The organism is Paraburkholderia sp. (genome assembly GCF_050742655.1).
In the GTDB taxonomy this organism is placed as follows: domain Bacteria; phylum Pseudomonadota; class Gammaproteobacteria; order Burkholderiales; family Burkholderiaceae; genus Paraburkholderia.
Map to the genome: position 1 here is coordinate 26,003 of NZ_JBOIGG010000028.1, position 21,076 is coordinate 47,078.

Sequence of the window (21,076 nt, forward strand, 5' to 3'; positions counted from 1 at the left end):
CACCTATGGCGACTGTTCAAGGAAGCCTGTTACTCGTCTATGCGCTGATCGCGATCGTCGCACTCGTCGTGCTGATCGCGCGCTTCAAGGTCAATCCGTTCATCACGCTGATGGTCGTATCGGTTGCGCTCGCCCTCGCGGTCGGCATGCCGATGACGTCGATTCTGAAGTCGTTCGAAACCGGTGTCGGCGGCACGCTCGGTCACATCGCGATCGTCGTCGGGCTCGGCACGATGCTCGGCAAGATGATGGCCGAATCCGGCGGCGCCGAGCGCATCGCGCGCACGCTGATCAATCTGTTCGGTCCGAAGAACGTCCACTGGGCGATGATGTGCATCGCGTTTCTGGTCGGCCTGCCGGTCTTCTTCGAAGTCGGCTTCGTGCTGCTGATTCCGATCGCGTTCAACGTCGCGCAGCGCACCGGCACGTCGATGATCCGCGTCGGCATTCCGATGGTCGCGGGCCTGTCGGTCGTGCATGGACTGATCCCGCCGCACCCGGCGGCGCTGCTCGCCGTCACCGCGTACAACGCGGACATCGGCCACACGATCTTCTATGCGCTGATCGTCGGTATCCCGACTGCGGCGCTCGCCGGCCCGCTGTTCTCGAAGCTCGCGAGCCGCTTCGTCGTGCTCGACGGCGTCAATCCGATGGCGCAGCAATTCATCGAGCAGGACGCACAACGCGCGGACCGGCCGCTGCCCGGGTTCGGTATCACGCTGCTGACCGTTCTGCTGCCGGTGCTGCTGATGCTGATCGGCAGCTGGGCCGACCTGATCGCCACGCCGAAGTCGACGCTGAACAACGTGCTGCGTCTCGTCGGCCACCCGGACATGGCGCTGCTGCTCGCGGTGCTGCTGAGCTTCTACACGTTCGGCGCGGCGCGCGGCTTCGGACGCGACGCGATCCTCAAATTCACCAACGAGTGTCTCGCACCGACCGCCGGCATCACGCTGGTCGTCGGCGCGGGCGCGGGCTTCGGACGCATCCTGATCGACAGCGGCGCGTCGAAGGCGATCGTCGATGTCGCGATGGGCGCGCACATGCCGCTGCTGCTGCTCGCGTGGTTCGTCGCCGCGCTGATCCGCGTCGCGACCGGCTCCGCGACGGTCGCGATGACGACAGCCGCCGGCATCGTCGCGCCGATCGCAGCGGCGGCTGTGGGCACCGCCGCCGCGGTGCGGCCGGAACTGCTGGTGCTCGCCACAGGCGCGGGGTCGCTGATCCTGTCGCACGTGAACGACGGCGGCTTCTGGCTGGTCAAGGAGTACTTCGGCATGACCGTGCCGCAGACCTTCAAGACGTGGACCGTCTGCGAAACGGTGATCTCGATCTCGGCGCTCGCGTTGACGCTCGGGCTGTCGACGGTGGTCTGAGCGCACCTGTCGCGGCTCGCAAAAAGGATCATAGAAGGATCGTCCTAGCCAACCGGTCCATCCAATGCGACAGTCACGCGTGAACTCTTCTTCCGGAGCTACCGCGTGACCGCCGCCGAATCCCGTCCCTCTCTGTCATCCGCTTCGTCGATCACGTACCGCCCGTTCGCCGCCGACGACATCGCCGCAGCCCACGCGCTGTCGACCCGGTTCGCGTGGCCCCATCGCACCGACGACTGGCGCTTCGTCTTCGACGTGGGATCGGGCTTCGTCGCCGAGAGCGCTGGCCAGGTGATCGGCACCGCGCTGTGCTGGAAATTTGGCCAGGAGGCCGGATCGATCGGCATGGTCATCGTCGATCCGGACTGGCAGGGCCAGGGCATCGGCCGGCAGTTGATGGAACGGCTACTCTCAACGCTAGGCGACCGTCTCACGCTATTGCACGCGACGCCCGCCGGCCAGCCGCTCTACGAGAAGCTTGGCTTCGTCGCGATCGGCACGCTGCACCAACACCAAAGCGCGAACTTCACCCCGCCGCCCGTCGTGCTACTGCCGGGCGAACGGTTGCGTCCGCTGCAGGCCGGCGACACGCCGCGCATCGTCGAACTCGCGTCGCGGGCCACCGGCGTCGACCGCGGTGCGCTGCTGCCGCCGTTGCTCGACATCGCGGAAGGGGTTGTGCTCGAACGCGACGGCGAACTGCTCGGCTTCTCGCTGTACCGACGCTTCGGCCGCGGTTACGCGATCGGCCCCATCGCCGCGCTCGCTCCCGATACAACGGACGAACCCCCGCTGCGCCGCGCCCAGACGCTCGTCGGCCATTGGCTCGAGGCGAACCCCGGCACGTTCATCCGGGTCGATACGCCGGGGCACTCCGGTTTGTCGCCCTGGCTCACCGGGATCGGACTGCCGTGCGTCGACATCGGCGTGAAGATGGCGCGCAACGGCACGCCGGTCCTGGACCCATCGGTCGGGTCGTACGGGATCGTCAACCAGGCGGTCGGCTGATCGCCATGACGTTCCTCTACAAGGCGGACCCGGGACGCGGCCGGCAATGGGCCCGGCTCTTCGCGGAAAAGGCGCCCGACATTCCGTTCCGCTTGTGGCCCGATGCCGGCGATCCATCGTCGGTCCGCTACCTCGCCGCGTGGCAGCCACCCGACGATCCCGTCCGCGCATTTCCAAACCTCGAAGTCGTATTTTCGGTCGGCGCGGGTATCGATCAGTTCGATCTGTCGCGGGTGCCGGAGCACGTCGCCGTCGTGCGGATGATCGAACCCGGCATCATCGAGGGCATGGTCGAGTACGTGACGCAGGCGGTCCTCACGATCCATCGCGACCTCTTCGACTACGCGCTGCAGCAGCAACAGCGCGTGTGGCACGAACGGCCACCGCGCGCCGCCGCGACGCGCCGCATCGGCGTGCTCGGGCTCGGCATGCTTGGCACGACGGTGCTCGAGCGGCTGCGCCTGTTCAATTTTCCGTGCGCCGGCTGGAGTCGCTCGCCTCGTGCGCTCGACGGCATCGAATGCTACGTGGGCAGCGAAACACTCGACACGTTCCTCGCGCGCACCGACATCCTGATCAGCCTGCTGCCGCTCACGCCCGAAACGCGCGGCCTGCTCGACCGGCAGCTGTTCGCGAAGCTGCCGCAAGGCGCGTCGTTCGTGAGCGTCGGGCGTGGCCCGCAGGTGAACCAGCAGGACCTGCTCGATGCGCTCGACAGCGGCCCGCTGCACAGCGCGATCCTCGACGTGACCGATCCCGAGCCGCTGCCGGCGTCGCATCCGCTGTGGACGCATCCGCGCGTGCGCATCACGCCGCATATCGCGAGCACGACCCGGCCTGACACCGCCGTCGACGTCGTGCTCGACAATCTGCGCCGGCATCGCGAGGGGCTGCCGATGCTCGGGCTGATCGACCGGAAACTGGGCTACTGATCCTCGTTCCAGCCTGCCACGCCAGTCGGCAGCACAAAATGCCGCCAGCACCCCGCAAAACGCGGCGTTTGCGCTTTTCAGCGGCAGATTTGACGGTGCGGCCAGGCGGGTCCGCTCAGTAGTATGGAGCGGTCCACCGTCCACTCCGCACACTCTGCCAAGAGAACCTCCATGTCGATCTCCTCACTCATCGAAGCCGACCGCAAGCATCTGATCCACCCCGTCGTCAGCTATCGCGCGCACGAAGCGCGCGGCGTCACCATCCTCGATTCCGCAGACGGCGTGTTCCTGCGCGACATCGAAGGCAACGAACTGCTCGACGCGTTCTCCGGCCTCTGGTGCGTGAACACCGGTTATGGCCGCGAGAGCATCATCGAAGCGGCACGCCGTCAGATGGCACGCCTGCCGTATGCGACCGGCTATTTCCACTTCGGCTCCGAACCGGCGATCGAACTCGCCGCGAAGCTGGCCGAGCTGTCGCCCGCTTCGCTGCAGCACGTGTATTTCACGCTGGGCGGCTCCGACGCGGTCGATTCCGCGCTGCGCTTCATCACGCATTACTACAACGCGACCGGGCGGCCGTCGAAGAAGCACATGATCGCGCAGACGCGCGGCTATCACGGCTCGTCGTCGATCGGCGCGGGGCTCACCGCGTTGCCGACGTTCCATCGCGGCTTCGACGTGCCGCTCGCGACCCAGCACCACATTCCGTCGCCGTACGCGTACCGCAACGATTTCGCCGACGACCGCGCGCTGATCGCCGCGTCGGTCGCCGCGCTCGAAGCAAAGGTCGGGAGCCTCGGCGCGGACAACGTCGCCGCGTTCTTCTGCGAACCGATCCAGGGCTCGGGGGGCGTGATCGTGCCGCCGGTCGGCTGGCTGAAGGCGATGCGCGACGCGTGCCGCGCGCTCGACATCCTGTTCGTCGCCGATGAAGTGATCACCGGATTCGGCCGCACGGGCCCGCTCTTCGCGTGCGACGCGGAACAGGTCGAGCCGGACCTGATGACAGTCGCGAAGGGCCTCACCGCGGGCTACGCGCCGATGGGCGCCGTGCTGATGTCGGACGCCGTGTACCGCGGCATCGCCGACGGCGGCGATCTCCTCGCGGCGATCGGTCATGGTCATACGTATTCGGCACACCCGGTCAGCGCCGCGATCGGCCTCGAAGTGCTGCGGCTCTATCACGAAGGCGGCCTGCTCGCGAACGGCGTCGCACGCGCGCCGCGCTTCGCGCAGGGACTCGACGCGCTGCTCGCGCATCCGCTCGTCGGCGATTCGCGTCATCGCGGCCTGCTCGGCGCGCTCGAACTCGTGTCGGACAAGGACAGCAAACAGGGTTTCGATGCGGCACTCGCGCTGCCCGACCGGATCACCGCCGCCGCGTACCGCAACGGTCTCGTGTTCCGCGCTTTCGGCGACAACATTCTCGGCTTCGCGCCCGCGCTGTGCTACACGGAGGCCGACTTCGACATGCTGTTCGAGCGCCTCGAAAAAACCCTCGACGACGTGCTCGCGCAAGCCGACGTCCGCGCGGCGCTGAAGCGGCCCAACGAAATCAGACGGGGCGTAACGGCGTAATAGCCAAGTGAGAACTGGGTGATAACCGCGTGATAACATCGGCCGACCACTCCGACATGCAGCACCGACCCCGTCACGATGAGCACCGACTGCAAACTGGATCGAATCGATCTGCGGATTCTCTCGCAACTGCAAAAGCGCGGCCGCATCACGAACGTCGAGCTTGCCGATGCGGTCGGTCTGTCGCCCAGTCCGTGCCTGATCCGCGTCAAGCGTCTGGAGAAAGCGGGCTACATCGTCGGCTACGGTGCGCAGATCCAGCTCGAAAAGCTGGGCGACGTGCAGATCGTGTTCACCGAGGTCACGCTCGCCGATCATCGCCGCGAGGATTTCATCCGCTTCGTCGCGGCGATCCGGGATGTCGACGAGATCGTCGAATGCCATCTGGCGAGCGGCGGCTACGACTATCTGCTCAAGTTCATCACGCGCAACGTGAGCCACTATCAGAGCATCATCGAGGGCTTGCTGGATCGCGACATCGGCATCGAGAAATACTTCAGCTACGTGATCATCAAGTCGCCGTTCGTCAAGACGCACTACCCGCTCGAAACGCTGTTCTCGCCGCACCCTCACTGAGGCGCGGCGGGTTCGTCTGTTCCGGCGGGTTCCCCGGGTTCAGCCCAGCGGCCAAATTCCTCGGCCAGAAAATCCACGCACACGCGCACTTTCGCCGATGCGGCGAGCCGCGCCGGATAAACCGCCCACACGTTCGCCGGCTGCATGACGCCGGGCAGCACCTGCTGCAACGCGCCGCTTTCGAGCAGCGGACGCACGTCCCACATCGAACGCAAGACGATGCCCCGTCCGGCCAGCGCCCATTGCACCGCGACCTCGCCGTGATTGGTCGACAGCGGCCCCATCACTTTCACCGACACCGTTTCGCCGCGCTCGCTCAAGCGCCAGATACCGAACGGGTGATCGCGCTCCTTGATCGCGAGACATTGATGCGCGGCGAGATCCGCGAGCTGACGCGGTGTCCCGTGACTCGCCAGATAGTCCGGCGACGCGCACAGCACGCGATGGTTCGACGCGAGCCGCTTCGCGATCAGATGCGGCGCGATCTCGTCGCCGACCCGCACGTCGAGATCGAAGCCTTCGCCCGCGACGTCGACGATACGGTCGAACAGATCGAGCCGCACGCTCAGTTGCGGGTAACGTTCGGTAAGCCGGTCGAGCGCCGGCGCGACGATGTGCCGGCCGAAGCCAAAGCTGCTCGATACACGCAGCGTGCCGCGCGGCACACGACGCGTCGTCGATACGTCCTCGACCAGCCGGTCGACGTCGTCGAGGATCTTTTCCGCCCACGCGTAGACACGCTCACCGGCTTCGGTGATCGCGACGCGCCGCGTCGAACGATGCAAGAGGCGCGTGCCCAGCTCCGTTTCGAGCACATTCACGCGCTTGCTGACGTAGGCGGCCGACACCGACAGCGTTTCCGCCGCCGCGCTGAAGCTCGCCTTGCGGGCCACCACGCAGAACACGCGCAGGTCGTCGAGGTTCGGGGCTTTATTCACGATTCGTGCACAGTGGCTTAACCAAAACCGCGATTTTAGGGCCGAACATCGGGAATAGACTAGCTGTTACCGCCTGACCCGCCCTGAACGAGACCGAGCGAAACTGAACGAAACCAAGGAGAGAGACGCCCATGACCCGCCCCCCCTATCGCATCGCCGTGATCCCCGGCGACGGCATCGGCAAGGAAGTAATGCCCGAAGCACTGCGCACACTCGACGTCGTGAGCCGGCGCTTCGGCATCGGCATCGAGTACCGGCATATCGAATGGGCCAGCTGCGACTACTACGCGCAGCACGGCCAGATGATGCCCGACGACTGGAAAGCGCAACTACAGGATTGCGACGCGCTGCTGTTCGGCGCGGTCGGCTGGCCGCAGACAGTGCCCGACCACATCTCGCTGTGGGGCTCGCTGCTGAAATTCCGTCGCGAGTTCGACCAGTACATCAACCTGCGCCCGGCGCGTCTGTTCGACGGCGTGCCGTCGCCGCTCGCGGGCCGCAAGGCCGGCGACATCGATTTCATGATCGTGCGCGAGAACACCGAGGGCGAGTACTCGTCGGTGGGCGGCACGATGTTCGAGGGCACCGACCGCGAACTCGTGATGCAGCAGTCGATCTTCACGCGCAAGGGCAGCGAACGCGTACTGCACTACGCGTTCGATCTCGCTCAGCATCGCGCGAAAAAAATCACGGTCGCGACGAAGAGCAACGGCATCTCGATCAGCATGCCGTGGTGGGATGCGCGTGCCGCCGAAGTCGCTACGCACTATCCGGACGTGACGTGGGACAAGCAGCACATCGACATCCTGTGCGCGCGCTTCGTGCTGAACCCCGACCGCTTCGACGTGGTCGTCGCGACCAACCTGTTCGGCGACATCCTGTCCGATCTTGGACCGGCCTGTACCGGCACGATCGGTATCGCACCGTCGGGCAACCTGAATCCGGACCGGACTTTCCCGTCGCTGTTCGAGCCGGTGCACGGCTCCGCGCCGGATATCGCCGGCAAGGGCATCGCGAATCCGATCGCGATGATCTGGTCGGCGGCGATGATGCTCGACTTCCTCGGTAACAGCAGCGGTCCTGAGCGCGACGCGCACGACGCGATACTCGCCGCGATCGAAGCGGTGCTGAAGGAAGGTCCGCGCACCGGCGACCTGGGCGGCAGCGCGGGCACGACCGAAGTCGGCAAGGCGATCGCAGAACGGCTCGGCTGAATCCCCATAAAGACACACGCACCAAGGAGCGTTCCGATGAGCGTCACCCTGCAACCCGGCGACCTGATCCGCCCGGACAATTTCATCGACGGCCGTTGGGTCCCCGCCGCGAGCGGCAAGCGTTTCGCGGTGACGAATCCGGCGACGGGCGAACTCGTCGCGGAAGTCGCCGACAGCGACGCAGCCGATGCGCGCGCCGCGACCGACGCCGCCGCGCGTGCCTTTCCCGCGTGGCGCGACACGCTGCCGGCGGAACGCGCCGCGGTGCTGCGCCGCTGGCACGCGCTGCTGCTCAAAAACGCCGACGCGCTCGGCAGCCTGATCTCGCTCGAACAGGGCAAGCCGCTCGCCGAAGGACGCGGCGAGGTGCTGTACGGCGCCTCGTATGTCGCATGGTTCGCCGACGAGGCGACCCGCATCTACGGCGACATCATCCCGCAGCAGCAGCGTGGCAAACGCATGACGGCCGTAAAGGAACCGGTCGGCATCGTCGCGGCGATCACGCCGTGGAATTTCCCGCTCGCGATGATCGCGCGCAAGATCGCGCCCGCCCTCGCCGCCGGTTGCACGGTCGTCGCCAAGCCCGCGGAAGACACGCCGCTCACCGCGCTCGCGCTCGCACTGCTCGCGCACGAGGCCGGCGTGCCGCCGGGCGTACTGAACGTGATCGCGGCATCGCGTGAGCACGCGGTGCCCGCCGTCGCCGACTGGCTCGCCGACAGCCGCGTGCGCAAGATCACGTTCACCGGGTCGACGCCGGTCGGCAAACATCTCGCGCGCGAATCGGCGGGCACGCTGAAGAAACTGTCACTCGAACTCGGCGGCAACGCGCCGTTCATCGTCTTCGACGACGCCGATCTCGACGCCGCGGTCGCGGGGCTGCTCGCGTCGAAATTCCGCAACGGCGGCCAAACCTGCGTGTGCCCGAATCGTGTGTACGTGCAGTCCAGTGTGTACGAACGGTTCGCCGACCGGCTCGCTGCCCGCGTCGCGGCGCTGAAGGTCGCGCCCGCGACCGATCCCGCCGCGCAGATCGGCCCGATGATCAACGCGCGCGCGATCGACAAGATCGCGCGCCACGTCGACGACGCCGTGACCCGCGGCGCGCGCGTGCTGGCCGGTGGCCGTCGTCTGCCGGAACTTGGGCCCAACTACTACGCGCCGACCGTGCTCGCCGACGCGACACCCGAGATGCAGCTAAGCTGCGAGGAAACCTTCGGCCCGGTCGTGCCGCTGTTCCGTTTCGATAGCGAAGCGGACGCGGTACGCGCCGCGAACGACACGCCGTTCGGCCTCGCGGCCTACTTCTACAGCCAGGATGTGCGGCGCATCGATCGCGTCGCGCGGCAACTGGAAGCGGGCATCGTCGGGATCAACGAAGGGGCGCTCGCGAGCGAGGCCGCGCCGTTCGGCGGCGTGAAGGAATCCGGCTACGGCCGCGAAGGATCGAAGTACGGGCTCGACGACTATCTGTCGATCAAATACCTCTGCCAGGGCGGCCTCGAATGAATCCCGACCACTATCCGATCGAACTCGCGTTCCCCGATATCTCGGCGCACGCGCCCAGCGCATCCGGCATTCCGTACGTTCACGTGTTCGACTCGGGTGTGCCCGGTCCGCACGTGATGATCAACGCGCTGACGCATGGCAACGAGGTGTGCGGCGCGATCGTCGTCGATGCGTTGTTGCGCGCGCGGCTGCGTCCGCGGCGCGGCGCGCTGACGCTGTCGTTCGCGAACGTCGATGCGTATGCGCGCTTCGATCCGTCGCAACCGGACGCGGCGCGTTTCGTCGATCAGGACTTCAACCGCGTGTGGACCGCGCAGACGCTCGACAACCTGTCGCTCGATTCGAGCGAACTGCGGCGCGCACGCGCGATGCGCCCGGTGATCGACACCGTCGATCTGCTGCTCGACCTGCATTCGATGCACGAGAAAAGCGCGCCGCTGATTGTCGCGGGACCGCTCGCGAAGGGCATCGAACTGAGCGAGCAGCTCGGCACCCCGCCGACCGTGATCTGCGACGAAGGCCATCCGGAAGGCCCCCGGATGCGCGATTACGAAGGCTTCGGCGATCCGCTCAGCCCGAAGAACGCGCTGCTGGTCGAATGCGGCCAGCACTGGGAAGCGCGCGCGGTCGCCGTCGCGCGCGATACGACCGCGCGCTTTCTCCTTCTATCGGGGATTGTCGACGCAGCGGACCTTCCGCCTGACTGGACGATGCCGCTGCCCACCGAGATGCGCATCGTGCGTGTGACCGAGCCGGTGGTCGCGACCAGTCTCGACTTCCGCTTCGCCGCGCCCTACACCGGTCTCGAGATCTTCCCCGACGTCGGCAGCGTGATCGCGTGGTCGAACGGCGAGCCGGTGCGCACGCCTTACGCCGACTGCATGCTCGTGATGCCGTCGCTGCGGCAGCTGCGCGCGGGCGTGACCGTCGTGCGGTTCGGCAAGATCGAGCGGCGCGTGCGCATCGACCGCTAACGCGCGATGGCGCGCGCATGGCGCTGGTACGAACCCGGCGTCATTCCGCAGATGCGCTTGAAGTGCCGCGCCAGATGACTCTGGTCGAAGAAGCCGACTTCCGCCGCGACCACCGAGCCGGGCAGGCCCGCGAGCAGCAACGCCTGCGCGCGCCGCACCCGCAACCGGCAAAGATAGCGGTATGGCGATAGCCCGATCTGCTGACGGAACACCGTTGCGAAACGCGACACGCTGAGCGCGGACAGCTCGGCCAGTTGCGCGAGGCTGACGGTCTGGTCGAAATGCGTGTCGAGATAGGCGAGCACATCGTCGAGCGCGGTCGCCGGTTGGCGCAGGCTGGTCATGGGGATACCTCGACAGCCGACGGCGCGGGCCGCGTACTACTTGTACCGCCTGAATCAAGAAAACGCGCAATCGAAAAAGTATCGAGCGGAATCGGCGTGCTGCCCGTATCGATCAGTTCGGCCATCGTCTCGCCGACACCGGGGCCGATCTGGAAACCGGAACCGCTGAAACCGAACGCGTAGAACAGGCCCTCCGTCGTCGTGCTGCGCCCGAGCACCGGTTCGCTGTCCGGCAGATAGCTTTCGACGCCGCTCCATACGCGGATCACCTGCAGCGGCGCAAGCGCGGGCACGAGCCGGCGAAACTGCGCAAGCTGGCCCACGGTATGTTCCGGCAACACCGCCGCACGCCGCGTCTGCGTATCGGCCGGGCCGTGCTTGCCGCCGCCGAGCACGATGTTGCCGCGCGGAATCTGCCGGAAATACACGCTCTCTTCCTTGTTCGACGTATAGACGCCCATTGACGACCCGAACACATACGGCACCGGTTCGGTCACGGCCATCTGCGGCCCGCGCGCGACGAGCGGCACCGGCTCGCCGAATTGCGCCGACAGCGTGCTCGCCCACGCGCCCGCGCAGATCACGACCTGCGCCGCGCGATAGACCGCACCGTTCGCGCTTTCGACCCGAAACTCACCAGCGTCCCGCTCGACCCGCACGATCTCCGTGTTCTCGACGACGAGCGCGCCGAGACGGGCAGCCGCACGCGCGAACGCGGGCGCGGCGAGGCGCGGATTCGCATGGCCGTCGAGCGGCGACACCGATGCGGCCAGCACGTTGCGGTTCAGAAACGGAAAACGCTCGAAGAGCGCAGCGCCCTCCAGTACCTCGAGATCGAGTCCGTACGCGCGCGCATCGGCGGCGTAACGATGGAAATACTCGACCTCGTGCGCGTGATAGCAGACCCGCGTATGCCCCGTCGGCAGAAACTCCACGTCCGCGCCGATCAATTCCCTCGCGTGACGCCAGGTTTCGAGCGCGCGATTCGACATCGCGAGTTGTGGCAGCGCGCGGCCCTGGCGACGAATGCCGCCGAAGTTCACGCCGCTCGCCTGTTGTCCCGTCAGTCCGCGTTCGAGCAGGATCACCGAGCGTCCGCGGCGCCGCAGGAAAAACGCGGTCGTCGTGCCGACGATGCCGCCTCCGATCACGATCGCATCGGCCTGCGTGCTCATTCGCTACCCTCCTGCACTTCGGCCTCGGGTTCTGCCTCGGCGTCGGCCTCGATCGCCAGCGGCAGCGGTCTGACAGGCGCCTGCCCGCGCAGCCGTCCGACCGCGTCGAGCGGCACGCGCGCTTCGGCCGCGATCACTTCGGCGCCCGCGTGGCCGCAAAAGCGTCCCTGGCAGCGGCCCATGCCCACGCGCGAAAATGCCTTCGCGCGATTCGCTTCGGTCGCGCCGGTGTCGCGCACGACCTGCCGCAGTTCGCCTGCGGTAATCGCTTCGCAGCGGCAGACGATCGCCTCGTCCGGCAACGCGGCCGCGAAATGCGCGGGCCACGGAAACGCGGCGCGCAGCCCGGCCGCGAAGCGCGTGAAGCGCGCGAGTTCAACGCGCAGTTTTCCGGCGTCGCGTTGCGCGTGGGCGACCGCGAGACCCGCGTCGTGCAGCGCGGCCAGCGCCGCGAGCCGTCCCGAACGTTCGGCGGCGTCGGCACCGCGCACGCGTGCACCGTCGCCCGCGAGATAGACGCCAGCGACACTGCTGCGGCCGTCGGCGTCGACTTGCGGCAGCCATTGACGGCCCAGGATGTCGAAGCGGAATCCGCAGCCCGCGAGATCGGCCAGTTGCGTCTCGGGGCGCAGGTGATAGCCGAGCGCCACCGCATCGCAGTCGATCGCGAGCATCGTGCCGTCTGCCCGGCATGCGCGCACGCCGGTCACGCCATGTTCGCCGGAGCCGTCGATGGCGAGCGGCGTCACGCCGCGATGAACCGGCACGCCCGCGCGGCGCAGCACGTTCAGCAGCGCCATGCCCTTGCGCAGCGCGGCCGGCACCGCCAGCAACTGCGGCAGCGCGCGCAGGCGCTGCGTGAGCGTCGATGTGTCGAGGACGGCGCAGACGTTCGCGCCCGCCTTCACGTATTGCGCGGCGACGAGATACAGCAGCGGCCCGCTGCCCATCATCACCGTCCGCGCGCCGATCGCGCAGCCCTGCGACTTCAGCGCGATCTGCGCGCCGCCGAGGCTGTACGTGCCGGCGAGCTGCCAGCCGAGGACCGGCATCAGCCGGTCGGTGGCGCCGCTGCAGATGACGAGCGCGTCGAACGGCAATTGCCGGTAGCGCGTGCCACGCGCCACGTGCAGTACGTTCGGCCCGATGTTCCAGACCAGCGTCTCCGGCAGATAGTCGATGTGTGCGCGCAGCGCATCGAAGTCGCGATGCAGCGACGCGGCACGCTCGGCCTCGGTGCCATACAGCGTGTCGTACGAACGCGAAAAGCCGTCCGGCTGCCGGCGATAGATCTGGCCGCCCGAACGCGCGCCTTCGTCGACGACGAGCGGCCGTATGCCCGCTTCGACGAATGCCTGCGCCGCGCGCACACCTGCCGGGCCGGTGCCGATCACGACGGCCCGCAAATTCGCCGCCGTTTTCACATCTGCTTTCATGCGGGCACTCGCGGCCATACGCCCTCTCCGATGCGCTCGACGCGCGTGACGATCGACATGCCTGGCGCAGCCGGCGTCGTGCAGGCCCGCACGCGTTCGCCGTCCGCCATCCAGACCCAGCAGTCCTGACACGCACCCATCAGACAGAAACCCGCGCGCCGGCCGTCGCCGAATTCGGAATCGCGCAACGCGTCCTGCGACGTCAGCAGCGCGACCATCAGCGTGTCGCCTTCGGCCGCGCGCGTCTCGACGCCGTCGACAGTGATCGCGAAGGTCTTGCGGCCCGTCTCGGCCACTCTGACGAAACGCGCACTCATGCGACCTCCGGCGTAAGCGTCTGCAGACGGCTCAGTTCCGCGGCCGGGTGATGACAGAGAATCTCCGCGCCGGACGGCAGCCGCTTCGCCGACGGCGGCGTGACGTTGCACTTGCCGTCGATGCGCACCGGACAGCGCGCTCGGAAACGGCACAACTCATCGGCACCGCTTCCATCGGCCGATGCGCCGAGCGGCGGCAACGCGGCGCCCGCCTGCACGTGCCGCGCATCGAGCCAGCCTGGCCGCAGCGCCGGCACCGAATCGATCAGCAGGCCCGTGTACGGGTGATACGGCGGCGCCGCGAGCACATCGCGATGACCGGCTTCGACGCGTTGCCCCGCATAGAGCACGATCACGTCGTCGCAGATCGCGCGCACCGTCGACAGGTCGTGGCTGATAAACATCAGCGACACGCCGGTTTCGCGCCGCAGCTCCGCAAGCAGTTCGAGAATCGCCGCGCCGACGACAGTGTCGAGCGCGGACGTCACCTCGTCGCAGAGAATCAGCGCCGGGTCGGCGGCGAGTGCGCGCGCGAGATTCACGCGTTGCTTCTGGCCGCCCGACAGACCAACCGGCTCGCGCGTCGCGACCGAAGCGGGCAGCTTCACGAGATCGAGCAGTTCGAGCATGCGCCGCTGCGCAGCCGCGCCGCGCAGACCGTGATAGAAGCGCAGCGGTCGCGCGAGAATATCGGCAATCGTGTGGCTCGGGTTCAGCGCTGTGTCCGCATTCTGGAACACGATCTGCACGCGCCGGTACTGCTCCGGCGTGCGCGCCGCGAGCTTCGCGGGCAGCGGTTCGCCGTCGAACAGCACATCGCCGCGCGCGCGTTCGACCAGCCCAGCGACGACCCGCGCGAGCGTCGTCTTGCCCGAGCCCGATTCGCCGATCACGCCGAGCGAACTGCCCCGTGCGATCGTCAGGCTCACGTCGTCGAGTACGCGTACTGCCGGCTGGCCGTGAACACCGCGTCCGTAGCCCGCACTCAGGCCGCGGATCTCGAGCAGCGGCGGCACCGCCTCCGCGCGCACCGCGGCAGGCGGCGGTTCGGGACGGCGCGTCGCCGCGAGCAACGCGCGGGTGTACGCGTCGGCCGGTGCGTCGAGGATCTGCGCGGTGGCGCCGTTCTCGCGCACGCTGCCGCCATTCAACACGACGATGCGGTCCGCCATCTGCGCGACCACGGCCAGATCGTGCGACACGTACACCGCGGTCGTGCCGAGTTCGCGGATGACGCGCCGGAACGCGGCGAGCACGTCGACCTGGGTCGTGACGTCGAGCGCCGTGGTCGGCTCGTCGAAGACGACGACGGCGGGATCGGTGATCAACGCCATCGCGGCCATCAGCCGTTGCAACTGGCCGCCCGACACCTGATGCGGATAACGCGCGCCGATCGTTTCCGGCTGCGGCAGCGCGAGCGAGCGGAACAGTCCGATCGCTTTCTCGCGCGCCGCGGCGGGACTCATCAGCCGATGCAGCAGCGCGGGTTCCGTCACCTGGTCGAGGATCGTGCGGGCCGGATTGAAGCCCGCCGCCGCGCTCTGCGCGACATAGGCGACCGTGCGGGCACGCAGCGCGCGCCGGCCGCGCGCATCGAGCGACAACACGTCGATGCCGCCGATCCGCACCGAGCCGCCCGCGATCGTGCAGCCGCTGCGCGCATAGCCGAGCAACGCCAGCGCGACCGTCGTCTTGCCCGAGCCCGACTCGCCGATCAGCGCGACCACCTCGCCCTGCCGCGCGCAAAAGTCGACGCCCTTCACGATCTCGACGACCGGGTCCGGCGCCGTGCCGGCGACCACCCGCAGCCCTTCGACTTCGATCATGTTCATCGATGCACTCATTGCCCCGCCCCCTGCCCGCGTCCGCTGTGGCGCCGCAGACTGTCGATCAGCAGATTCACGCCGATGGTGAGCGTCGCGATCGCGATGGCCGGCACCAGTACGGCGGGCGCGCCTTCCGCGAGACCGCCAATGTTCTCGCGCACGAGCGAGCCCCAGTCCGCGTCCGGCGGTTGCACGCCGAGACCGAGAAAGCTGAGGCCGCTCAGCAGCAGCACGATGAACACGAAGCGCAGGCCAAAATCCGCGAGCATCGGATGAATCATGTTCGGCAGCACCTCGACACGCGCGATGTAGAACAGTCCCTCGCCGCGCGCTTTCGCGACCTGCACGTATTCGAGCGTCATCAGGTTGACGGCGAGCGAGCGCGAGATGCGGAACGCACCCGGGATGTACGCGAGCGCCGCGACCATCGTCAGCATCGGAATCGACGAACCGAACGCGGCGATCACGACGAGCGCGAGCACCTTGCTGGGGATCGAGATCAGCGCATCGAACAGACGGCTCAGGATCTCGTCGACCCAGCGCCCGGAAACCGCGGCGAGCAGGCCGAAGAACGTGCCGATGCCGCTCGCGAGCACCGCGGACGCGAGCGCGAGACCGACCGTATAGCGGGTGCCGTACAGGACGCGGCTCAGCAGGTCGCGGCCCAGATAATCGGTACCGAGCAGATTGGCCGGGCTCCAGCCACCGAAGATTTCCGTCGACGTCAGCGCGCCGCCTTTGTACGGCGCGACGAGCGGTCCGATGAACGCGACCCCGAGCCAGAACACGACGATCGCAAGCCCGATCAGACCGAGCACCGAGAACCGGCCGGCGAGCCGGCGCAGCACGCCGCGCTTCGCCTTTGCGACAGGTGCTTCGATCACCGCTGCATTCAACGGCTCGCGCAGTGCATCGACCGGCGGCGGCGCGTTGTCGTTCAACGTATCGTCCGATACCGCGTAAAGCACGGACGCCGGATGTGAGGTCGAGAGTCGGTTCATCGCTGACGCAGCCTCGGGTTGGAAACGATCTGACACAGGTCCGCGATCAGCACGAGCGTGAGATACGCCGCGCAGAACACCATCACGCAGCCCTGCACGAGCGGCATGTCGCGGTTCGTGACGGCGTCGACCATCAGGCTCGCGAGCCCCGGATAGTTGAAGATCGACTCGACGATCACCACGCCGCCGAACAGATACGACAGGCTCAGCGCGACCGCGTTGGCGATCGGGCCGATCGCGTTCGGCAGCACGTGGCGCAGCACGACGCGCATCGGCGACGCGCCCTTCAGCCGCGCCATCTCGACGTACGACGTGCCCAGCTGATCGAGCACCGCCGCGCGCGTCATGCGCGCCATCTGCGCGACCAGCACGCAGCACAGCGTCATCACCGGCATCGCGTAGATGCGCACGAGGCCGCCGAACGACGACACCTCTGACAAATACGACAGCGCCGGCAGCCAGCGCAGCTTCACCGCGAAGATCAGCACGGCGACGGTCGCAATCAGGAACTCGGGCACCGCAACCGTCGACAGTGTGAACACGTTCAGCACACGGTCGAGCAGCGAACCGCGAAACATCGCCGACGCGATTCCAATGACGAGCGCGACCGGCACCGACACGACCGCGGTCAGGCCGGCGAGCACGAGCGAGTTCGGCAGACGCGTGGCGATCAACTGGCTGACCGGCAGGTTGTTCGACAACGACGTGCCGAAGTCGCCGCGCAATACATGCACGAGCCACTGCACGTAGCGCTGCAACGCAGGCTGATCCAACCCGAACTGGTGACGCAGTGCGGCGACGGCTTCGGGCGTCGCCGCCTGGCCGAGCGCCTGCTGCGCCGCGTCGCCGGGCAGCAGGCCGGTGATCGCGAACACAATGATCGACACCAGCAGCAGCGTGAGCAGCGCGAGACCGAGACGCGCGGCGATGAGTCGTTGCGCATGGGCTTTCATCGGATATCGCCTCCTGGTTGAAGCGGTGCGCCGGCCGCTGCCGGCGCACGTGACGGCCGTTACTCCGGTCCTCTTATGCGGTCCGATTACGCGTCGAGCCAGACGTGCTCCGCGAACGCGAAGCCCATCAGGCCCGCGAGCGGAATCGAGCCGAGCCCTTTGAGCTTGGTGGTATGCGCGTCGAGCGAACTCTGGAACAGCGGAATGCCGATGCCGCCGTCGTCGTGAACCAGCGTCTGCATGTCGCCGTAGATCTGCTTGCGCTTCTCGTCGTCCGGCTCGCCGCGTGCTGCCACCAGCATCTGATCGAACTTCGGACTCTTCCAGTTTGCCTCGTTCCACGGCGCATCGGATTTAAAAAACTGCGTGAACAGCACGTCGGCGCTCGGACGCGCGTTGACCGACCCGTAGCCGAGCGGATGCTTCATCCAGTGATTCGACCAGTAGCCGTCCGACGGCACGCGTGTCACCTGCAGGTTCAGGCCCGCCTGCGGCGCGACCTGCTGCAGCAGCATCGCCATCTCGACGGAACCGTCCGCCGCGGGCGACGCAAAGATCTGCACCGGCGCGCTGCCGAGCTTCGCCTTCTGGAAGTGGAACTTCGCCTTGTCGGGATCGAAGCCGCGCTGCGGCAGGCCCGCGAGGTAGTACTTGTTGGTCGGATCGATCGGCTGATCGTTGCCGATCGCGCCGAAGCCGCGAAACACCGCGCGGCGAATCTGCTCGCGGTCCATCAGGTACATCATGCCGCGCCGGAAATCCGGCGTGCCGGTAATGCCGCCTTCGTCGCGCACGATCAGGTCGGTGTACTGGCCGGTCTTCGTCTCCAGTACCGTGAAGCCTTTCGTCCCGTTGATGCGGTCGGTCGAGCGCGGGCTGATCGCGTTGATCAGCTGCACGTCGCCGGACAGCAGCGCGTTCACACGCGCCGGTTCGTCGCCGATACCGATCAGCTCGATCTCGTCGAGATGCGGCATGCCCGGCTTCCAGTATTTTTCGTTACGCACGCCGACCGTGCGCACGCCCGGCGAGAAGTCCTTGACCTTGAACGGCCCGGTGCCGATCGCCGTTTTGAAGTCCGTCGTGCCGTCCTTGATAATCAGGAAGTGTGACGTCGCGAGAATCACCGGCAGGTCGGCGTTCGCGCCTTCGAGCGTGATTGTCACTTCGTTCGGTCCGGTGGCCTTCGCGTCCTTGATCTGGTCGGCGAGCGTTTTCGCTTTCGATGCCACGGCCGGGTCCTTGTGACGCAGCAGCGAATAGATCACGTCGGCGGGCGCAAGCGCCTTGCCGTCGTGGAACTGCACGCCCTTGCGCAGCTTGACGACCCACACGATCGCATCCTTCGTATCGAGCGACTCGGCGAGCGCGAGCTTCGCGCCGAGATGCGAGTCGAGTTCGGTCAGACCGTTGTAGAACATGTTCGCGCGCACGTAGTCGGTGCCGAGCGCGCCCTTCGCGGGATCGAGCGTGTCGGCGGCCGACGCCGACTGCGTCGCCACGCGGATCTTGCCGCCCTGCTTCGGGGTGGCCGTCTGCGCGACGGCCGCGCCGCTCGCGGCGAGCAGACCCGCGCCCGTCAGCGACATCAGTCCGCCCGCGGCCAGCGCGCGCAGGACATCGCGTCGCGACGCGCCGCGACGCGTCAAGGCTTCGAGCCGGATGCCGGCATCGGCGACTGCTTCGGGCGATAGATCGGTGCGATCGATGCTCATGAACTTCTCCGCGTGAGAGGGACTGGGAAATCCGGCTACTTCCGCTGGTGGCGTACTCGGCCCCAGCATCAGTAGAAAACATCCTTGATCTGGTAATACGCGCCGACGAGCGGCAGAAACCACGGCTTGCCCGTATGCCCAGGGATCGCCGGCCAGTCGAACTCGCGCCACGGATTCGCCGCCGCGTTGCCGTCCATCACGTCGGCCATCACCTGGCCCATGTGCGTCGCCATCTGCGTGCCGTGGCCGCTGTAGCCCATCGAAAAATACAGACCGTCGTGCTGTCCGGCGCGCGGCAGACGGTCCGCGGTGAGGTCGACGAGTCCACCCCAGCAATAGTCGATGCGCGCATCGGCGAGGCTTGGAAACATCTGTACCAGGTTCGCCTGCAGGATGCGTCCGCTGCGCGCGTCCGATGGCTGCTCCGACGCGGTGAAGCGCGCGCGCCCGCCGAACAGCAGACGCGAATCGGGCGTCACGCGAAAATAGTTGTGCATCAGGCGGCTCGTCGTGTACGAACGACGTCCCGGCAGCAACTGGTCAAGCCGCTCGGCCGCCAGCGGTTCCGTCACGACGATGAACGAGCCGACCGGCGCCATCCGCCGCCGGTACCAGCCGAACGGGCCGTGCCGCGACGGCCCCGTCGCGATCAGCACCTGCCGCGCGTGCAGCGTGCCGCGCGCCGACTCGATCCGGTACGCGCCGCCTTCCTTGTCGATCGACGTGACCGCCGCGTGCTCGAACAGCCGGGCGCCGCGGCCCACGGCCGCGTTCGCGAGTCCGGCGGCGAACCGTCCCATGTGCATCTGCCCGCCGTGCCGCTGCAGCAGCCCGCCGTAAAAGCTGTCCGAATCGACCTCGCGGCGAATCCGGTCGCGCCCGATCACTTCGATGTCGGCATCGACCTCTCGATGAATCAGTTCGGCGGTCTGCTCCAGATGCGCAAAATGATGCGGCTTCGACGCGAGCTTCAGCTTGCCCGTCGCGACGTAGTCGCAGTCGATCCGCTCTTCGCGGATCAACCGCTCGACCGTCTCGACCGCGGCCGCATATGCGCGATAACAACCGGCCGCGCGTTCGGTGCCGAACTGCGCGCGCAGCGCCGCGTAGTCCTGCGCAACGCCCGTGTTGCACTGGCCCCCGTTGCGCCCGGACGCGCCACCGCCGATCCGGCCGGCGTCGAGCACGGCCACGGTCGCGCCGCGTTTGCCGAGCGCGAACGCCGCGGACAGCCCCGTGAACCCGCCGCCGATCACGGCCACGTCGACCCAGCCCTCGACCGGACCCTCGCTCGCCGCCGTGACCGCGGGCGCCGTGTCGAGCCAGTAGGAGTCGAGTTTCATCGCGGGTTCCCTTGATAGAGAGTGGCCGGGTGTTACAGGCCGAGCAGCGTCGCGACGCCGCCGATGTCGGCGACTTCGTGGTACTGGTAGTACGGCGTCGACGGTTCGTGGCCGCGATTGATGAACGCCTTGTGTTTGATACCCATGTCGTGCGCCGTCATCAGGTCGTAGCGCAGGCTCGACGACACATGCAGCACGTCCTCGGGATTGCAGCCGAGCTGGTCGAACATGTACTCGAAGCCCTGCATGCGCGGCTTGTACGACTGCGCATGCTGCGCGGTGAAGACCTTGTAGAACGGCGCGCCGAGCTTGTCGACGTTGCTCTGGATCTGGTCGTTCGATGCATTCGACAGGATCACCAGCCGGTACTTCTTCGCGAGCCGCGACAGCCCATCCGGCACGTCCGGATGCGGACCCCACGTCGGCACCGCGGTGTAGAACTTCTCTGCTTCGGCTTCGTCGAACGCGACGTTCATCCGCTTGCACGCACGGCGCACCGAGTTGACGATCACGTCGCGATACGGCTTCCACGCACCGAGGATCTCGTCGCGTCGATAGCCCGCGAAAAACGCGACGAACTGCTCGAGTTCGGCGCCTTGCAGACGGTCCGCATACAGCTCGCGGGCCATGTCGGCCATGCGGAATTTCGTCAGCGTGCCGTAGCAGTCGAACGTGATGTACTTCGGCTCGAAATCGATCATGGTGGTGTCCTGTCGTGGTGTGAACGGCCGAACGGCCGGCGTTCAGTGGCGAAAGCAGAAAAACGCAGCGCTGCGCGCATCCCTGCGGAAAATTTAAACAGTGCAAAAACACGGATGTCGCTGATTCGGATGGCCGGGGCAACACAATCGACCCGTT

The 21,076-nt window shown here is 67.2% G+C and carries 19 protein-coding genes; 8 read left to right on the forward strand and 11 right to left on the reverse strand.

The annotated features are described in order from the left end of the window. The first annotated feature begins 5 nt into the window (after nucleotides 1–5). The 5 genes from ACREXZ_RS28300 (at nucleotide 6) to ACREXZ_RS28320 (ending at nucleotide 5,473) form a co-directional block, all read left to right on the forward strand. Nucleotides 6–1,376 carry a gluconate:H+ symporter gene (locus tag ACREXZ_RS28300; protein ID WP_431767441.1) on the forward strand — a complete coding sequence of 457 codons (1,371 nt, stop codon included), beginning with the start codon at nucleotides 6–8 and terminating at the stop codon, nucleotides 1,374–1,376. Between the two features lie 105 nt (nucleotides 1,377–1,481). Further along, nucleotides 1,482–2,384, forward strand: a complete 903-nt coding sequence (locus ACREXZ_RS28305) for a GNAT family N-acetyltransferase (protein ID WP_431767442.1) — start codon at nucleotides 1,482–1,484, stop codon at nucleotides 2,382–2,384. A gap of 5 nt (nucleotides 2,385–2,389) precedes the next feature. Beyond that, the gene (locus ACREXZ_RS28310; RefSeq protein ID WP_431767443.1) at nucleotides 2,390–3,316 is read left to right on the forward strand and encodes a 2-hydroxyacid dehydrogenase; all 927 of its coding nucleotides are present in this window, start codon (nucleotides 2,390–2,392) and stop codon (nucleotides 3,314–3,316) included. 171 nt (nucleotides 3,317–3,487) lie between these two features. Beyond that, nucleotides 3,488–4,897, forward strand: coding sequence for an aspartate aminotransferase family protein (locus ACREXZ_RS28315; protein ID WP_431767444.1), 1,410 nt, complete (start codon nucleotides 3,488–3,490; stop codon nucleotides 4,895–4,897). Nucleotides 4,898–4,975: 78 nt separating this feature from the next. Further along, the gene (locus ACREXZ_RS28320) at nucleotides 4,976–5,473 is read left to right on the forward strand and encodes an Lrp/AsnC family transcriptional regulator (protein ID WP_431767445.1); all 498 of its coding nucleotides are present in this window, start codon (nucleotides 4,976–4,978) and stop codon (nucleotides 5,471–5,473) included. Here the strand turns inward: ACREXZ_RS28320 and ACREXZ_RS28325 are convergent. Then, complete coding sequence (locus ACREXZ_RS28325) at nucleotides 5,467–6,411, reverse strand: LysR substrate-binding domain-containing protein (protein ID WP_431767446.1); 945 nt, start codon at nucleotides 6,409–6,411, stop codon at nucleotides 5,467–5,469. The two genes, ACREXZ_RS28320 and ACREXZ_RS28325, sit on opposite strands and share 7 nt — an antisense overlap. Nucleotides 6,412–6,542: 131 nt before the next feature. Here ACREXZ_RS28325 and ACREXZ_RS28330 point away from each other — a divergent pair, with 131 nt between their 5' ends. Genes ACREXZ_RS28330 through ACREXZ_RS28340 form a run of 3 tightly spaced genes read left to right on the forward strand, consistent with a single transcriptional unit; the run spans nucleotide 6,543 to nucleotide 10,108 of the window. After that, nucleotides 6,543–7,625 (forward strand): tartrate dehydrogenase, encoded by a 1,083-nt coding sequence (locus tag ACREXZ_RS28330; protein ID WP_431767447.1) that lies wholly within the window; start codon nucleotides 6,543–6,545, stop codon nucleotides 7,623–7,625. Between the two features lie 36 nt (nucleotides 7,626–7,661). Next, nucleotides 7,662–9,134, forward strand: a complete 1,473-nt coding sequence (locus ACREXZ_RS28335) for an NAD-dependent succinate-semialdehyde dehydrogenase (RefSeq protein ID WP_431767448.1) — start codon at nucleotides 7,662–7,664, stop codon at nucleotides 9,132–9,134. Then, nucleotides 9,131–10,108, forward strand: a complete 978-nt coding sequence (locus ACREXZ_RS28340; RefSeq protein ID WP_431767449.1) for a succinylglutamate desuccinylase — start codon at nucleotides 9,131–9,133, stop codon at nucleotides 10,106–10,108. Before ACREXZ_RS28335 ends, ACREXZ_RS28340 begins: the two co-directional genes overlap by 4 nt. On the opposite strand, the gene ACREXZ_RS28345 is transcribed toward ACREXZ_RS28340, so the two are convergent. From ACREXZ_RS28345 to ACREXZ_RS28390, 10 genes are all read right to left on the reverse strand, one after another. Further along, on the reverse strand, nucleotides 10,105–10,452 hold the full coding sequence (locus ACREXZ_RS28345) for a helix-turn-helix domain-containing protein (protein WP_431767450.1): 348 nt from the start codon (nucleotides 10,450–10,452) through the stop codon (nucleotides 10,105–10,107). The genes ACREXZ_RS28340 and ACREXZ_RS28345 overlap by 4 nt on opposite strands. After that, nucleotides 10,449–11,627, reverse strand: coding sequence for an NAD(P)/FAD-dependent oxidoreductase (locus ACREXZ_RS28350; protein WP_431767451.1), 1,179 nt, complete (start codon nucleotides 11,625–11,627; stop codon nucleotides 10,449–10,451). The genes ACREXZ_RS28345 and ACREXZ_RS28350 overlap by 4 nt, the downstream gene beginning before the upstream one ends. Continuing rightward, complete coding sequence (locus tag ACREXZ_RS28355) at nucleotides 11,624–13,063, reverse strand: FAD-dependent oxidoreductase (protein ID WP_431767452.1); 1,440 nt, start codon at nucleotides 13,061–13,063, stop codon at nucleotides 11,624–11,626. Before ACREXZ_RS28355 ends, ACREXZ_RS28350 begins: the two co-directional genes overlap by 4 nt. Beyond that, complete coding sequence (locus ACREXZ_RS28360) at nucleotides 13,060–13,380, reverse strand: (2Fe-2S)-binding protein (RefSeq protein ID WP_431767453.1); 321 nt, start codon at nucleotides 13,378–13,380, stop codon at nucleotides 13,060–13,062. Before ACREXZ_RS28360 ends, ACREXZ_RS28355 begins: the two co-directional genes overlap by 4 nt. Next, a complete protein-coding gene (locus ACREXZ_RS28365; protein ID WP_431767454.1) occupies nucleotides 13,377–15,212 on the reverse strand; it encodes an ABC transporter ATP-binding protein in 1,836 nt (611 codons plus the stop codon). The genes ACREXZ_RS28360 and ACREXZ_RS28365 overlap by 4 nt, the downstream gene beginning before the upstream one ends. A gap of 8 nt (nucleotides 15,213–15,220) precedes the next feature. Beyond that, nucleotides 15,221–16,207 carry an ABC transporter permease gene (locus ACREXZ_RS28370; protein ID WP_431767455.1) on the reverse strand — a complete coding sequence of 329 codons (987 nt, stop codon included), beginning with the start codon at nucleotides 16,205–16,207 and terminating at the stop codon, nucleotides 15,221–15,223. Further along, nucleotides 16,204–17,160, reverse strand: coding sequence for an ABC transporter permease (locus ACREXZ_RS28375; protein WP_431767456.1), 957 nt, complete (start codon nucleotides 17,158–17,160; stop codon nucleotides 16,204–16,206). The genes ACREXZ_RS28370 and ACREXZ_RS28375 overlap by 4 nt, the downstream gene beginning before the upstream one ends. A gap of 86 nt (nucleotides 17,161–17,246) precedes the next feature. After that, entirely contained in the window at nucleotides 17,247–18,875 is a 1,629-nt protein-coding gene (locus tag ACREXZ_RS28380; RefSeq protein WP_431767457.1) for an ABC transporter substrate-binding protein, read from the reverse strand. A 68-nt stretch (nucleotides 18,876–18,943) separates the two neighbouring features. After that, on the reverse strand, nucleotides 18,944–20,218 hold the full coding sequence (locus ACREXZ_RS28385; protein WP_431767458.1) for an NAD(P)/FAD-dependent oxidoreductase: 1,275 nt from the start codon (nucleotides 20,216–20,218) through the stop codon (nucleotides 18,944–18,946). A 32-nt stretch (nucleotides 20,219–20,250) separates the two neighbouring features. Continuing rightward, nucleotides 20,251–20,919, reverse strand: coding sequence for a haloacid dehalogenase type II (locus ACREXZ_RS28390; protein ID WP_431767459.1), 669 nt, complete (start codon nucleotides 20,917–20,919; stop codon nucleotides 20,251–20,253). Nucleotides 20,920–21,076: the final 157 nt, after the last annotated feature.